The following is a 15912-nucleotide window of genomic DNA, read 5'->3' on the forward strand; positions in this document are numbered from 1 at the left end:
TGTTTTAGTCAAACTCCAGTTCCACCTGCTCCGACCCAACTAACAACCGCAAATCGTTGAGTAAACGATCGCTGGGCGAAATACGCCACGCTGCACCAAAGCGCAGCTTCGCCCGCGCATCTGCTCTCTGATAATAGAGATGCACCGGAATAGTCCCGGAACGATGAGGCTCCAGAGACTGGCGGAGACGGTTTAAAAGCTGGTCATCAATTTGCCTGTCCGTCAGCGAGATAGCAAGACCACGCGCGTATTTTTCCCGCGCTTCGTCAATGTCCATCACTTCACGGGCGGTCATTTTAAGGCCGCCACTAAAGTCATCAAAGCTGACCTGTCCGCTGACGATCAGGATTCGGTCCTTCTCCAGCAATTGCTGGTATTTATCCAATGCATCGGTAAATAACATCACTTCCAGACGACCAGAGCGGTCATCCAGAGTACAGATACCAATTCGGTTGCCGCGCTTGGTGACCATCGTCCGGGCTGAAATTACCAGCCCCGCCGCGACGGTCACTTTACCACGATCGGTCGGATGCATGTCCTTGAGGCGCATGCCGCCGACGTAACGTTCAATTTCTTTCAGATACTGATTAATCGGATGGCCGGTGAGATACAGACCCAGCGTTTCACGTTCGCCATCCAGCTGAATCTGTTCCGGCCATGGCGCCACGCTGGCATAGGATTTCTCCACCTGCTCCGGTTCTTCCGCCAGTACGCCAAACATATCCGCCTGGCCAATGGCCTCGGCTTTCGCGTGCTGATCGGCCGCTTTCAGCGCATCGCTAAGCGAGCTCATCAGTGCTGCACGATGCGGACCTAAGCGATCAAACGCCCCGGACATGATCAGTTTTTCCATCACCCGCCGGTTGATCTTTTTGGTATCGGTACGCGCACAGAGATCGAAAAGCTCTTTGAAGTAACCATCGCGATTACGCGCTTCGAGGATCGCTTCGATCGGGCCCTCACCCACCCCTTTGATGGCACCGATGCCGTAAACAATTTCACCATCATCGTTAACATGGAACGGATAAAGCCCGGCGTTGATATCCGGCGGCAGAACCTTGAGGCCCATACGCCAGCACTCGTCCACCAGCCCCACCACCTTCTCGGTGTTATCCATATCAGCGGTCATTACCGCCGCCATAAATTCTGCCGGGTAGTGTGCTTTCAGCCACAGCGTTTGATAAGAAACCAGTGCGTAAGCTGCGGAGTGCGATTTGTTGAAGCCATAACCGGCGAATTTCTCCACCAGGTCAAAGATCTTCATCGCCAGCTCGCCGTTGACGCCCATCTTCTCTGCGCCTTCCTGGAACACCGAGCGCTGCTTCGCCATCTCTTCCGGTTTCTTTTTACCCATCGCACGACGCAACATATCCGCGCCGCCGAGGGTGTAACCGGATAGCACCTGGGCGATCTGCATGACCTGTTCCTGGTAAAGAATGATGCCATAGGTAGGTTCCAGCACCGGTTGCAGCGACTCGTGCTGCCACTCAATATCCGGATAAGAGATCGCTTCACGACCATGCTTACGGTCGATAAAGTTATCCACCATGCCTGATTGCAACGGACCAGGACGGAACAACGCCACCAGTGCGATCATGTCTTCGAAGCAGTCCGGCTTCAAACGTTTGATCAGATCTTTCATGCCGCGCGATTCAAGCTGGAACACCGCGGTGGTTTCCGCGCGTTGCAGCATGTCAAAACTCTTTTTGTCATTGAGCGGAATGGCAGCGATATCAATCGGTTCCAGCCCCTGCCTCTCGCGGCGCGGGTTTATCATCTTCAGCGCCCAATCGATAATGGTGAGCGTACGCAGGCCGAGGAAGTCGAACTTCACCAGCCCCGCGTATTCCACATCATTCTTATCAAACTGCGTCACCGGATGATTGCCGTTTTCATCGCAATACAACGGGGAAAAATCGGTGATTTTGGTCGGCGCGATCACCACACCACCGGCGTGTTTACCGGCGTTACGCGTGACACCTTCCAGCTTACGCGCCATATCGATCAGCGCTTTAACCTCTTCATCTGCCTCGTAGATTTCCGGCAGTTGCGGTTCAGCAGCAAAGGCTTTTTCCAGCGTCATGCCCGGATCGGGTGGCACCAGTTTGGAGATGCGATCGACGAAACCATAGGGATGACCCAGCACGCGGCCTACGTCACGGATAACCGCTTTAGCCGCCATGGTACCGAAGGTAATGATCTGCGATACCGCATCACGACCGTACATTTCTGCCACATGATCAATCACCTGATCGCGTTTTTCCATGCAGAAATCGACGTCAAAGTCAGGCATCGACACACGTTCCGGGTTAAGGAAACGTTCGAACAGCAGGTCAAACTCCAGCGGATCAAGGTCGGTGATTTTTAGCGCATAGGCCACCAGCGAACCGGCACCGGAACCACGTCCTGGCCCCACAGGTACGCCGTTATCTTTCGACCACTTGATAAACTCCATAACGATCAGGAAGTAACCGGGGAAACCCATCTGGTTAATAACGTTGAGCTCAATCTCCAGACGTTCATCATATTCCGGCCGCCTCTCGGCGCGTACTGCCGGGTCGGGAAACAGAAACTCCAGACGTTCTTCCAGACCTTCCTGCGATTTCAGCACCAGGAAGTCTGCAGTGGTCATATCACCGGTGGGGAACTGCGGCAGGAAGTATTCACCGAGACGCACCGTGACGTTACAACGCTTAGCAATTTCTACGCTATTTTCCAGCGCTTCCGGGATGTCCGAGAACAACTCGCACATTTCCGCTTCGCTACGCATATATTGCTGAGGGCTGTAGTTACGTGGGCGCTTAGGATCGTCCAGCGTATAACCGTCGTGGATTGCCACACGAATTTCATGTGCATCAAAATCGTCTTCATTCAGGAAGCAAACTTCATTGGTCGCCACCACCGGCACGCCTTGCGCTATCGCCAGTTCTACTGCGGAGTGCAGATAGCTTTCTTCATCCGGGCGGCCCGTACGTGTCAGTTCGAGATAATAGCGATCAGGAAAGTGTCGCTGATAAAACGCCAGGCACTGCGTTACCAGTGCGTTGTTGCCGCGCAGCAAGCTACGCCCCACATCACCACGGCGACCACCGGAAAGCAGAATCAAGCCTTCCTGATACTCAGCCAGCCAGTCACGATCAATCACCGGGCCGGCAATGCCGTAGCCGCGCTGATAAGCGCGTGAAATCAACAACGTCAGGTTCTGATAACCGGTGTTATTGGCCGCCAGCACGGTAAGCTGAGTGAGTTCATCGCCCATCAGCTCACTGGCAACGTTAAAATCAGCGCCGATAATCGGTTTCACCCCGGCACCATGCGCTGTGCCATAGAACTTCACTAACCCGCACAGGTTGGTGAAGTCGGTAATGGCGATGGCTGGCATACCTAATGAGGCAGCTTTTTTTACCAGCGGCCCGGTCTTCGCCAGGCCATCAACCATTGAGTAGTCACTGTGGACACGCAGATGTATAAAACGGGGTTCAGCCATATCAGTTTCCGGTTAAAACAGCGTCAGGCTATTAAAGCGTAGTCGGCTGACGCGCGGCCAGCACGTCGGCATAAATCAAGGCGTTACGTACCGGCGCAAAACTGCGACGGTGATGGGGTGTGGCACCATGCTGAGTGAGTTTTTCCATGTGCAGCGCCGTAGGATAACCCTTGTGCTGCGCAAAACCATACTGAGGGAACAGCAAATCCAGCTCGGCCATTTCACGATCGCGCGTCACTTTGGCCAGGATCGACGCGGCACTGATCTCCGCCACCAGACTATCGCCTTTTACTACCGCCTGTGAAGGCATGGGCAATGCCGGACAACGATTACCGTCAATCAACACAAAATCCGGCACCAGCGCCAGACCGGCTACCGCACGCTGCATCGCCAGCATGGTCGCGTGCAGGATGTTCAGCTGATCGATCTCTTCTGGCTCGGCGCGTCCGAGACTCCACGCCAGCGCTTTCTCTTTGATCTCTTCATACAACGCCACACGGCGCTTTTCTGACAACTTCTTGGAATCGGCCAGACCCACGATCGGTTTTGCCGGATCCAGGATCACCGCGGCAGTCACCACCGCACCGACTAGCGGACCGCGCCCCACCTCGTCAACACCCGCAATCAAACGCGCATCTGGATAAATAAACTCAGCCATGGGCAATCTCCAATACGGCATCCGCGGCCTGCTCATCGGCATTCCAGCGAATCTGTGCATGTAGCTCGTTAAAGGTGTTGAGCAACGCATCACGCTCCGGGCCAGCATGCAGCAGCGGTTCCAGTGCGGCGGCTAACGCCTCCGGCTGGCACTCATCCTGCAACAGCTCTTTCACCAATTCACGCCCAGCGAGTAAATTCGGTAAAGAAACATACGGGGTTTTCACCAGTCGTTTCGCCAGCCAGAAGGTGAAGGGTTTCATACGATAACCCACCACCATCGGACATTTTGCCAGCATACATTCCAGGGCTGCCGTACCTGATGCCAGAATCGCTGCATCGCTGGCGATCATCGCCTCACGCCCTTTGCCATCCAGCAGATGCATCGGCAGCTCTGGTGCAACCTCGGCTTTGATCTGCTCGAATTGTTCGCGGCGTTTGGCGTTTACCAACGGCACCACAATTTCCAGTGTCGGGTAACGCTGGCGCAGCAGCTGCGCGGCACGCAGAAAATCAGCGCTCAGCATTTCGACTTCTGCACCACGGCTGCCCGGCAACAGGCCAAGGCAAATCGCATCGTCGGCAATGCCTAAATCACGCCGTGCCGCCTGCTTATCGGGTTGCATTGGCATCGCATCGGCCATGGTATGCCCGATAAAACGGCATGGCACGTTGAAACGGTCGTAGAACGCTTTTTCAAACGGCAGAAATGCCAGCACCAGATTGGTGTTACGACCGATTTTAAATACGCGCTTTTGACGCCAGGCCCAGACAGACGGACTGACATAGTGGATGGTACGGATACCCGCACGCTTCAGGCGGCCTTCCAGCGTGATATTAAAATCTGGCGCATCAATGCCTACGAACACGTCCGGTTGCAGTTCAGTGAAACGCTGCGTCAGGTCGCGACGGATTTTCAGTAAGCGCGGCAGACGCTCCAGCACTTCAACAATGCCCATCACCGCCAGTTCTTCCATCTCATACCAGGCGTCGCAACCCTCAGCCTGCATACGCGGGCCCGCAACGCCAACAAAACGCGCATCAGGGTGACGCGCCTTTAACGCGCGAATAAGTCCGGCACCAAGAATATCGCCGGAGGTTTCTCCGGCGACCAGGGCAATAGTCAGGGGACGCACTGACATGGATTAACGAATCAACCCACGGGTAGAACGGGCAAAGAAGTCATAGAAAGGCTGCACTTCGCTGTGAGCTTTTGCCAGTGCTTCAATTTCCGGCTTGGCTTCTTCCAGCGTTTTATCGCTGCGATACAACAATTTGTAGGCATTGCGAATCGCATGCAGCGCTTCTTTGCTGAAACCACGACGCTTCAGACCTTCGATATTGATACCAAAAGGTGTTGCATGGTTACCCTGCGCGATGACATAAGGAGGCACGTCCTGAGCCACGCCAGAACAACCACCGACCATCACATGTGCGCCAATGGTGCACCACTGGTGCACGGCGGTCATACCGCCAATGATCGCAAAATCATCAACGGTAACATGGCCGCCCAGCGTGGCGTTATTGGCGAAAATGCAGCGATTGCCAATCACACAGTCATGCGCGATATGGGCATTCACCATCAGCAGATTGTCACTGCCGACTTTAGTCAAACCGCCACCCTGCACCGTACCACGGTGAATGGTGACGCTTTCGCGGATGCGGTTGCGATCACCAATTTCCACACGGGTCGGTTCACCGGCATACTTCAGGTCCTGATTTACTTCACCAATGGAAGCAAACTGATAGATCTGGTTGTCTTTACCGATACGCGTATGGCCATTTACCACCACATGCGATTTAAGCACCGTACCTTCACCAATTTCCACGTTAGCACCAATAAAGCAAAACGGGCCGATGTGAACATTGGCACCGATAATGGCACCTTCTTCGATAACAGAACTGGGATGGATGTTGGCGGTTGAATCAATCACTAATTATGCCTCCCGGCTACGGGCACACATCATGGTCGCTTCGCAGACAATTTTACCGTCTACGGTAGCAACACCTTTGAAGCGAGTAAGACCACGACGGGTTTTCTCGAAAGTGACTTCCATGATCATCTGATCGCCCGGCACAACCGGACGCTTGAAACGGGCTTCATCGATACCTGCGAAGTAGTAAAGTTCGCCCGGCTCCAGTTTTCCAACGCTTTTAAACGCCAGAATGCCCGTCGCCTGCGCCATAGCTTCCAGAATCAGAACGCCAGGGAAAATCGGTTTACCAGGGAAGTGTCCCTGGAAAAACGGTTCGTTAACAGAAACGTTCTTCACCGCACGCAGATATTTATGCTCTTCAAACTCCAGCACGCGGTCAACCAGCAGAAATGGATAGCGGTGCGGCAGCAATTCTAAAATCTCTTCAATTTTCAGAGTATGCGTTTCAGTAGTCAAAATACTCTTCCTGTCCTAAATAATTCTGATGGCAACAATAACACGGCCTGCATCGATCAAAATGATCATCTGCAGGCCGCAAATCAGTTCGGTGGCGTTTCGCTTCTCTGCGATACCTGCTGCACTTCCTCAAAGCTGCTGAGGTGGAAAGCAGGTACGCTACTTATTATGAAGCGGGTTACGCGGGATGACGTCAGTCGTCTTTGCCGACTTTACGCTCGATGGCTTTGAGACGTTTGCTCATGTCATCGATATTCATCACCAGCGCTGCCGTTTTACGCCAGGTTTTGTTGGGTTGCAGCGGAATACCCGAAGAGTATACCCCAGGCTCTGTGATCGGCCGCATGACCATGCCCATTCCGGTCACAGTCACTTTGTCACAGATTTCCATATGTCCGTTAATGACGCTGGCACCGCCAATCATACAGTAACGCCCAATCTTCAGACTACCCGCCATGATCACACCACCAGCAACCGCGGTGTTATCGCCGATCACAACGTTGTGCGCAATCTGACACTGGTTATCTATGATAACACCATTGCCGATCAGAGTGTTATCCAGCGCACCGCGATCGATGGTGGTGCAGGCACCAATTTCCACCCGATCACCAATGATCACCGTTCCCAGCTGCGGGATTTTCACCCAATTGCCGCGATCGTTGGCATATCCGAATCCGTCCGCACCGATAACGGTGCTTGATTGAATCAGACAATCCTGACCGATCTGGATTTCGTGATAAATCGTCACGTTCGCCCACAAACGTGAACCGCGACCAATACGCGTCTGCTTACCGACAAAACATCCGGCACCGATAACGACGTCGTCGCCCAGCTCAACACCGGACTCGATCACCGCATTCGCGCCTACCGACACATTATTCCCCAGCTTCGCGGTCGGGTCGATCACGGCGCTGGGCGCGATATTTTGCGCGGGCTGAGGCGTGGTGTCCAGCAGTTGTGCCATGCGAGCGTAAGTCAGGTAAGGATTTTTCACCACCAGCGCGGCCGTATTACACCACTCCAGATCCGCTTCCGTCAGCACCACGGCCGAAGCCTGAACCTGGGCGAGTTGCTCGCGGTAACGGCTGTTTGCAAGAAAAGTGATTTGGCCAGTTGTGGCGGATTGCATAGAAGCAATGCCGGAGATGGCGATATCGCCATCTCCGTGCAATTCTGCATCCAACTGCTGGGCTAAATCAGCCAGTCGAATAGATGACATCGATTATTTAACCTGTTTTACAACGTCTGCAGTGATGTCTTTAGCATCGGAAGAAGTGTACAGCACGGCCTGAGAGTCCAGAACCAGATCGTACCCTTCGCTTTTCGCTACAGACTGAACTGCGGTCTGGATTTTAGCCAGCAGCTTGTTGCGCTCCTGCATCTGGCGGGTCTGGTTGTCTTTTTCAAAAGCCTGAGCTTTTGCTTCGAAAGCCGCACGCTCAGAAGAGATCTGTTTCTCTTTCTTGGTACGATCGCTAGCTTTCATGGTTGAAGCATTGCGCTGCAGATCCTGGATTTCCTGCTGAATTTTCTGCTGCTGAGACTGGAGATCGGAGGCGCGGCCCTGGAACTCACTCTCAAGTTGCTTAGCAACAGCAGCACGCTGCGGAGACTGCTGGAAAACCTGGCTCAGGTTAACAACGGCGATTTTGTCTGCCGCCTGGGCACCAGCAGAAGCAGCTAATGCAACACCCAGAGCAGCGGCACAGAACAACTTTTTCACTATAAACTCCTTACCCTCAACATGTGTGTTTGCAGCGTGTAGCAGAACTACACGCTTGCAAGACGCTATTTATACCCGTTGGGTATACACTTCCCTGCTCAGAGCTTTACCAGGTTTTACCGATGTTAAACTGGAACTGCTCTGACTTGTCTCCCTCGACTTTCTTGACCGGCTGGGCATATGAGAACACCAACGGCCCCAACGGTGACATCCACTGTAGTGCGATACCGCTGGATACGCGAATATTGTTTGGATCGCTGTAGTCAGGAATCCCTGCCGCACGCGTTTCAGCGGTATTCTGCCATTTAGTATCCCAGACCGTACCGGCATCGACAAACAATGAGGTACGTACTGAGTTAGCGTACTTCTCACTCAGGAACGGTGTTGGTGTGATCAGCTCAAGGCTGGCCACTGCCATCGCATTACCACCCACCGCATCATCCGACTTACAGACGCCATTCGGATCCGACAGCGTACAGGTAGACGAGCCATCGTTCAGATACGCAGCTTTTGGACCAATGGTGTTGGACTGGAAGCCACGAACGGTGCTGGAACCACCGGCGTAGAAGTTCTCATAGAACGGCATCTCTTTACCACCGAGTCCGCCACCATAGCCTACACGGCCACGGCCCAACAGCACCCAGGTACGATCCTGGTTAATCGGCACGTATTGCTGAGTATCCAGCGTCGCTTTGTAGAAGCTGTTGTCTGAACCCGGAATGGTGATCTTACCGTTCAGGTTGGTACGGTTACCTGACGTTGGGAAGAACCCACGGTCCAGGGTGTTATATGTCCAGCCATAGTTAAAGGTGAAATCGTTGGCTGAGTAATCACCATTTTTGTTCAGACCCTGCTCATGACCTACCGAGTCGAGATAACGCCACATCGCAATTTGCGGCTGCATATTGGACAGGTCGTTATGTACGTAACCTAAACCAACACGCAGGGAGTTGTTCTCGTTAATCGGGAAGCCCAGCGTACCATCAACACCATAACTTCTGTTGGTGTAGTCAGACAGGTCAGCATCGTCAGCTTTAAAGTCGTTATAGAAAATACGACCACCCAGGCTGACACCATCCACCGTGAAATACGGATCGGTCAGTGAGAATTCAGCGTAGGTCTGATAATCGTTTTTAGTACCGCTGATACCGACGGTGTTACCGGTGCCGAGCCAGTTATCCTGGGTCACACCGACCTGGAAGCTCACACCACTCTCGGTGCCGTAGCCCACGCCGAAGTTAAAGGTACCGGTATTACGTTCTTTCACCTTGTAGACCACGTCTACCTGATCAGGTGAACCCGGCACGCGCTGGGTATCCACGTCCACAGTTTCAAAGTAACCGGTACGGTTCAGACGTTCTTTACCCTGATCAACCAGATCGCTACCCAGCCAGGCACCTTCCATCTGACGCATCTCACGACGCAGTACCGAATCCTTCGATGTATCGTTACCCTCGAAGCGGACTTTACGCACGTAGTAACGGTTACCTGCATCAACGTTGATATGCAGTTTTACCGTCTTATCGGCATCATTGATTTCCGGCTGTGTCACCACACGCGGGTAAGCATAGCCGTAGCGGCCCAGCAGTTTCTTGATGTCATCTTCCATCTGGGTGACTTTAGTGCCGTTATACAGCTCACCCGCAGGGATTTTCGTCAGATGTTCAATTTCCGCCGAGTGGCCTGCCATGCTGCCGTTAACAATCACACCAGCAATCTTGTACTGATCGCCTTCGGTGATGTTGACGGTGATGTAGATGCCTTTTTTGTCCGGCGTCAGGCTCACCTGCGTTGAATCGATGTTAAAACGCGCATAACCGCGATCCAGATAGAAGCTACGCAGGGTCTCGAGATCCCCAGCCAGTTTCTGTTTCTGATATTTACGATCGCCCACCACGTTCCACCACGGTACTTCATCACGCAGCTGGAAGCGGGAAATCAGTTCATCAGAGCTAAACGCTTTGTTGCCCACGATGTTGATCTGCTGAATCTGTGCAGAAACACCTTCCTGGAAGACAAACTTCAGATCGACACGGTTACGCGGCAGCGGCGTAGCAATCGCTTTGACGCTGGCAGTATATTTACCGACGCTGTAGTAGAAATCCTCCAGCCCCTTCTCAATGGAAGAGAGCGTGGTGCGGTCAAGCGCTTCACCGACTCGGATACCTGATGCCTCAAGATTTTGCTTCAGCTGATCTTCTTTCACCGCTTTGTTACCGGAGAAAGTGATGCTGGCAATGGTCGGGCGTTCTTTCACCTGGACAATCAGCGTAGTACCGTCGCGCAGAACCTGAACATCTTCAAAGTTGCCGGTGGCGAACAGTGAGCGAATGGTATTTCTGATGTCATCATCATTCACTGTATCGCCGACACGAACCGGCATGCTTAGCAGAGCCGCGCCGACGGCGACTCGCTGTAGCCCTTCGAAATGAATATCCTTCACCACGAAATCGTCTGCACCGTACACGGTGGCGCTGCTAAACAGCAGCGACGCTATGAGCAACTTTTTCATCGCCATCGTTGTTATGCGTTTTCCTAACACATCCCACGTCTGTCTGCATTCCAGCTATTACAGACGTGAGAAATCATTGAAAAGTGCAAGCCCCATTAACAGCACCAGCAGAATTGAGCCAATGCGATAACTAAAGTCCTGAACTCGCTCGGACACAGGTCCACCTTTGATCTTTTCGATCGCCAGAAAGAGCAAATGTCCACCATCTAAAACCGGCAGTGGGAACAGGTTAATTATCCCTAAGTTGACGCTGATAAGCGCCAGGAACATCAGGTAGTAAATCACCCCATATTCTGCTGATAACCCGGCACCCTGCGCGATCGAAATCGGCCCGCTCAGATTATTCAGCTTCACATCCCCGGTTATCAACTTGCCCAGCATGGAAACCGTCAGCTTCATCAGTTGCCAGGTTTTTACACTGGCTTCACCAATCGCGGCGAAAGGCCCATACTGCCTTACCGTTTTGTACTCGTCAGGTAGCGGAATCACTCGCGGGATAACTCCCGCAAAACCTTCCGCTTTATCACCCGGCTTCGCTTCGGGTGTCAGCGTTAATGCCAGCGATTCACCGTTACGCTCCACCTCCAGCGCCATGTTTTTGCCAGGGTTATCGCGCACCTGCACCACAAAAGCCTGCCATTGCGTTAACGGCTGACCATCGACTTTAACGATCCTGTCGCCCGCTTGCAAACCGGCTTCACTCGCCGGAGAGTTAGCCTGCACTTCGGCGAGGGTCGTTTCAATCTGCGGTCCACGTGGACGAATACCTAACGCAACCACCGGGTCCTGCTTGTCTGGCTCAAACTGCCAGTCATGCAAATCCAGCTGCTTCTGCTGGGTGGCCTGTTCACCAAACTGCGAGACGGTTAGCGTTGTACTTTGGTCACCGATTTTGCCGATCAGTGCCATGCGTACCGCATCCCAATCAGGCGTTTCGATACCATCTACCGCTTTAAGTTCCATACCGGAGGTAATTTGCGCTTCCGCGGCAATGGAACCGTTCAGAATTTCACCAACAACCGGCCGCACACCGGGCACGCCGTGAATAAACACCGCCCAGTACGCAATGATGGCAAAAATAAAGTTGGCAATCGGTCCGGCAGCAATAATCGATGCACGCTGCCAGATAGCTTTGTTATTGAAGGCCTGATGACGCAGTTCAGCGGGAACACTCTCCACGCGTTCATCAAGCATTTTGACGTAACCGCCAAGGGGGATCAGGGCAATGACATATTCCGTGCCCTGACGGTCGCGGCGACTGAACAGCGCTTTGCCAAAACCAATCGAAAAACGTTCAACTTTGACACCGCAACGGCGCGCAACCCAAAAATGGCCGAACTCGTGCACGGTAATCAGCACGCCGAGCGCCACAATAAAGGCTGCAAAACTCCAGAGTATGCTCAACATCGTCGCCTATCCTCAGAGGGTGCGGAACACCAGCAGCAACAGGCAGGCAAAGACTGGCACCGCTGCTGTCAGGCTATCAATGCGATCGAGGATACCACCGTGGCCCGGAATTAAGTTACCGCTGTCTTTGATACCGGCTTCACGTTTGAACATACTTTCTGTCAAATCGCCCAGTACCGAAGCCAATGCGGCGATAACAGCACAGATAATCAGGGTTGACGTGGCAATGGTTAATGGCGCGAACGTGGCAAACAGCCAGGCAATCACGGCAGAGCAGACTAACCCGCCGAGGAAGCCTTCCCAGGTTTTACCCGGCGAGACTTTGGGAGCCAGCTTGTGTTTACCAAATAACCGGCCAAACATATAGGCACCTGAATCGGCACCCCACACCAGAAACATGACAAACAGCAGCCACCAGGCTCCGGCGAAATGATCGGTATCATAATGGTACTGGCGCAACGCCATCATGCCCCAGAAGAAGGGGATCACGGTGAGCACACCAAACAGGAGACGTAGCGGGCGCGAATGACGCCAGACGGCCGCAGAAGCGGGATAGAATAGAACCAGCACCAACGCCACGACCCACCAGATAAGAGACACCCATAACGAGCTTTCCATCTGCACCTGGTGCAAATCACGTTGATAAGGTTGCAGCGTGAATAACATCACAGCCAGCAGCAAGCCACAAAGCACAGCTAGCCAGATGCGTTGCTGACGGGTCGCCATACCCGCCAGCTGCCCCCATTCCCAGGCGGCAAGCATACAGATGATGATGGTTGTTATCGCAAAACCGGACAGTGGTAACCAGAACAACGCAGCAATCACCAGCGGAATTAAAATAAACGCGGTAATTAAACGAGACTTCAGCAAAGGTTACCCCCAGGTTGCTCAGGCGCCGCCTGGTGCAGCGCCGCCATAGCGACGCTCCCGCAGAGAGAAAGCATTCAGTGCACCTTCAAAAACTTGTTCATCAAAATCAGGCCAAAGAACATCGGTAAACCAGAACTCAGCATAGGCGATTTGCCACAGCAGGAAGTTGCTAATCCGATGCTCTCCCCCGGTCCTTATCACTAAATCCACCGGCGCCAGCTCATTCATACAAAGGTACGGAGCCAGACTCTCTTCGGTTATCTGGTCAGGACGTAACAAACCTTCCTGAACCTGCTCGGCCAGTTTTCTGGCACCCTGGATAATATCCCAACGACCGCCATAGTTGGCAGCAATGTTGAGAGTCAGTCCATTATTTTGCTGAGTCAGTTCCTCGGCGCGACGAATGCGTTCCTGGATTCTGGAATTGAAACGACTGATGTCGCCAATAACACGCAGACGTACATTGTGTTTGTGCAGGCTTTTGACTTCACTATCAAGCGCCCAGACAAACAATTCCATCAAGGCCGTCACTTCCTGTATCGGTCGGCTCCAGTTTTCGCTACTGAATGCGTAAAGTGTGAGCGCTTCCAGCTTGTGGCTGACCGCAAAGCTGACGGCCCGGCGTACTGATTTTACCCCGGCTTTGTGGCCTGAAATACGCAGTTTGCCCTGATTTTTTGCCCAGCGACCATTACCATCCATAATGATGGCCACGTGACGCGGCGTACAATCAGACCGGTCATCGAATGTGTTGTGATTGTTGGACGACATAACGCGTAATAATTCCTTTAATCAGAAATGCTGTGGTTTCTGAATACATTGCGCCTGCAGCAAACACCGACTTTTCAGTCGGCTGGCATCGAAACAATGCCAGGCCGTGAAACGCGAGCGAGCGACTATACCATTTTCGCCCTGAGCTAACAAATAGCGGGGACAATCAACCTGCTATGCGCAAACGTGGCAACATTTCCGTGGCACATATCCGCGCTAACCGATCAATCTCCACTACCGCCTCAACGCTATCGGGTTCCCCGCAGCTCAGCGATGCCAGCACTTCACTGTTCAGTGCTGCGATATCGGTAAAGCGGATCTGATGCTGCAGAAATGCGGCGACCGCCACCTCGTTCGCTGCATTCAGCGTCGTCGTGGCGGCCTGGCCAGTGGCGCAGGCGTCAATTGCCAGCTTCAGGCAGGGATAGCGCGCGTAATCTGGCTCAGCGAAGGTCAGCGCTTTCATTCGGGTGAAATCGAGCGGTGTCACGCCGGCAGAAATACGTGCTGGCCATGCCATGCTGTGAGCAATAGGGGTACGCATATCGGGCGATCCCAGTTGCGCCAGCACGCTACCATCGCAATAACGCACCATAGAATGGATGACCGACTGCGGGTGCAGGACCACCTCCATCTGCGCATCCGTTGCGTTAAATAGCCAGCGGGCTTCAATGTATTCAAGACCTTTATTCATCATGGTGGCTGAATCAACAGAGATTTTACGCCCCATTGACCAGTTCGGATGCGCACATGCCTGATCCGGCGACATGGCCGCTAACTCAGCTAATGGCGTGTCACGAAAAGGGCCACCTGATCCCGTGAGGATAATCGACTCAATGCCGTTCTCCCGCAAATCAGCGTACCCCAACTGTTGCTGTATGGAAGCCGGTAAACTCTGAAAAATGGCATTGTGCTCGCTATCAACGGGCAATAACCGGGCCTGATAGCGCTGTACCGCCTCCATAAACAGGCGGCCGCATGTGACAAGAGATTCTTTATTCGCCAGCAGCACGGTTTTCCCGGCACGAATGGCTGCCAGCGTCGGCAGCAGACCCGATGCACCGACAATCGCCGCCATCACCTGATCAACTTCATCCAGCGCAGCCAGTTCACAGGCAGCCTGAACGCCGGAGAGCACTTCAGTTTTGATGTTGAGTACTCTCAGTCGCTCACGCAGCGCCTGTGCGGAGATTTCATCCGCCATCGCCGCATAGCGCGGCGCAAACTGCTGGCATTGCTCGGCCATTAACGCCACATTCTGACCAGCCACCAGCGCTGTTACCTGATATTGCTCGGGATTTTCCTGCACCACTGCCAGTGTGCTGGTACCAATTGAGCCGGTGGAACCAAGCAGAGTTAATCGCTTCATGACGCTTTCCGTGTGTTTTCCGGAGAAGGCAGGCAGAAAATGCCTTCTTCCGCTGGGACAAAAATAAAACGCCGCAAGATCGTGCATTCCCAAATGGGTATACCTCTCTTGACGGCGTTTGTCGGACAAAGATGGAATCAGAACTCCATCAGTTCCTTTTCTTTCTCTGCCAGTGCTGCATCAACATTCTTGATGCGTGCATCGGTCATTTTCTGGATTTCGTCCTGCGTACGACGTTCGTCGTCTTCGCTGATCTCTTTATCTTTCAGCAACGCTTTGATCTTGTCGTTGGCGTCGCGACGGACGTTACGTACTGACACACGACCCTGCTCCGCTTCGCCACGGACGATTTTGATCAGATCTTTACGACGTTCTTCCGTCAGCGCTGGCAGCGGAACACGGATGTCGCTACCTGCTGAACTTGGGTTCAGACCCAGATCGGATGCCATAATCGCTTTCTCAACTGCCGGACCCAGGGAGCGATCGAAGACATTGATTTTCAGCGTACGGGAATCTTCTACAGTGACGCTAGCCAGCTGACGCAGCGGCGTTGGCGTACCGTAATATTCAACAACAATGCCGTCGAGCAGAGAGGGAGAAGCGCGACCAGTGCGCACTTTGCTAATGGTGTTTTTGAATGCTTCCACGCATTTGTCCATGCGCGTTTCAGCATCTTTTTTAATTTCGTTAATCACGTTGAAACCCTTGGATTCGGTTTGACCT

Annotated in this window: 13 protein-coding genes; all 13 read right to left on the minus strand. The window is 53.2% G+C overall.

What is annotated here, in order from left to right; genetic code table 11:
- Positions 1-4 precede the first annotated feature (4 nt).
- On the minus strand, positions 5-3487 hold the full coding sequence (dnaE, locus tag RCF31_RS08950) for a DNA polymerase III subunit alpha (protein WP_416413095.1): 3483 nt from the start codon (positions 3485-3487) through the stop codon (positions 5-7).
- A 31-nt stretch (positions 3488-3518) separates the two neighbouring features.
- Entirely contained in the window at positions 3519-4145 is a 627-nt protein-coding gene (rnhB, locus tag RCF31_RS08955; protein ID WP_416413096.1) for a ribonuclease HII, read from the minus strand.
- Positions 4138-5286, minus strand: coding sequence for a lipid-A-disaccharide synthase (gene lpxB, locus RCF31_RS08960; protein ID WP_416413097.1), 1149 nt, complete (start codon positions 5284-5286; stop codon positions 4138-4140). The genes rnhB and lpxB overlap by 8 nt, the downstream gene beginning before the upstream one ends.
- 3 nt (positions 5287-5289) lie before the next feature.
- Entirely contained in the window at positions 5290-6078 is a 789-nt protein-coding gene (lpxA, locus tag RCF31_RS08965; protein ID WP_299457295.1) for an acyl-ACP--UDP-N-acetylglucosamine O-acyltransferase, read from the minus strand.
- Positions 6079-6081: 3 nt separating this feature from the next.
- Positions 6082-6537 (minus strand): 3-hydroxyacyl-ACP dehydratase FabZ, encoded by a 456-nt coding sequence (fabZ, locus tag RCF31_RS08970; protein ID WP_013507953.1) that lies wholly within the window; start codon positions 6535-6537, stop codon positions 6082-6084.
- Between the two features lie 193 nt (positions 6538-6730).
- Positions 6731-7756, minus strand: a complete 1026-nt coding sequence (gene lpxD / locus RCF31_RS08975) for a UDP-3-O-(3-hydroxymyristoyl)glucosamine N-acyltransferase (RefSeq protein WP_416413098.1) — start codon at positions 7754-7756, stop codon at positions 6731-6733.
- 3 nt (positions 7757-7759) lie between these two features.
- Positions 7760-8260 (minus strand): OmpH family outer membrane protein, encoded by a 501-nt coding sequence (locus RCF31_RS08980; RefSeq protein WP_299457315.1) that lies wholly within the window; start codon positions 8258-8260, stop codon positions 7760-7762.
- A gap of 106 nt (positions 8261-8366) precedes the next feature.
- Positions 8367-10778: an outer membrane protein assembly factor BamA gene (bamA, locus tag RCF31_RS08985; RefSeq protein ID WP_299457316.1), complete on the minus strand. Its 2412-nt coding sequence runs from the start codon at positions 10776-10778 to the stop codon at positions 8367-8369.
- Positions 10779-10829: 51 nt separating this feature from the next.
- Positions 10830-12179, minus strand: a complete 1350-nt coding sequence (gene rseP, locus RCF31_RS08990; protein WP_416413099.1) for a sigma E protease regulator RseP — start codon at positions 12177-12179, stop codon at positions 10830-10832.
- A 12-nt stretch (positions 12180-12191) separates the two neighbouring features.
- Positions 12192-13049, minus strand: a complete 858-nt coding sequence (cdsA, locus tag RCF31_RS08995) for a phosphatidate cytidylyltransferase (protein ID WP_416413100.1) — start codon at positions 13047-13049, stop codon at positions 12192-12194.
- Positions 13050-13067: 18 nt separating this feature from the next.
- Positions 13068-13820 (minus strand): (2E,6E)-farnesyl-diphosphate-specific ditrans,polycis-undecaprenyl-diphosphate synthase, encoded by a 753-nt coding sequence (ispU, locus tag RCF31_RS09000; protein WP_299457318.1) that lies wholly within the window; start codon positions 13818-13820, stop codon positions 13068-13070.
- Between the two features lie 166 nt (positions 13821-13986).
- A complete protein-coding gene (gene ispC, locus RCF31_RS09005; protein WP_416413101.1) occupies positions 13987-15189 on the minus strand; it encodes a 1-deoxy-D-xylulose-5-phosphate reductoisomerase in 1203 nt (400 codons plus the stop codon).
- A gap of 137 nt (positions 15190-15326) precedes the next feature.
- On the minus strand, positions 15327-15884 hold the full coding sequence (frr, locus tag RCF31_RS09010; RefSeq protein WP_084878324.1) for a ribosome recycling factor: 558 nt from the start codon (positions 15882-15884) through the stop codon (positions 15327-15329).
- Between the last annotated feature and the right edge of the window lie 28 nt (positions 15885-15912).

The organism is Pantoea sp. App145 (genome assembly GCF_047947045.1).
In the GTDB taxonomy this organism is placed as follows: Bacteria; Pseudomonadota; Gammaproteobacteria; order Enterobacterales; family Enterobacteriaceae; genus Pantoea.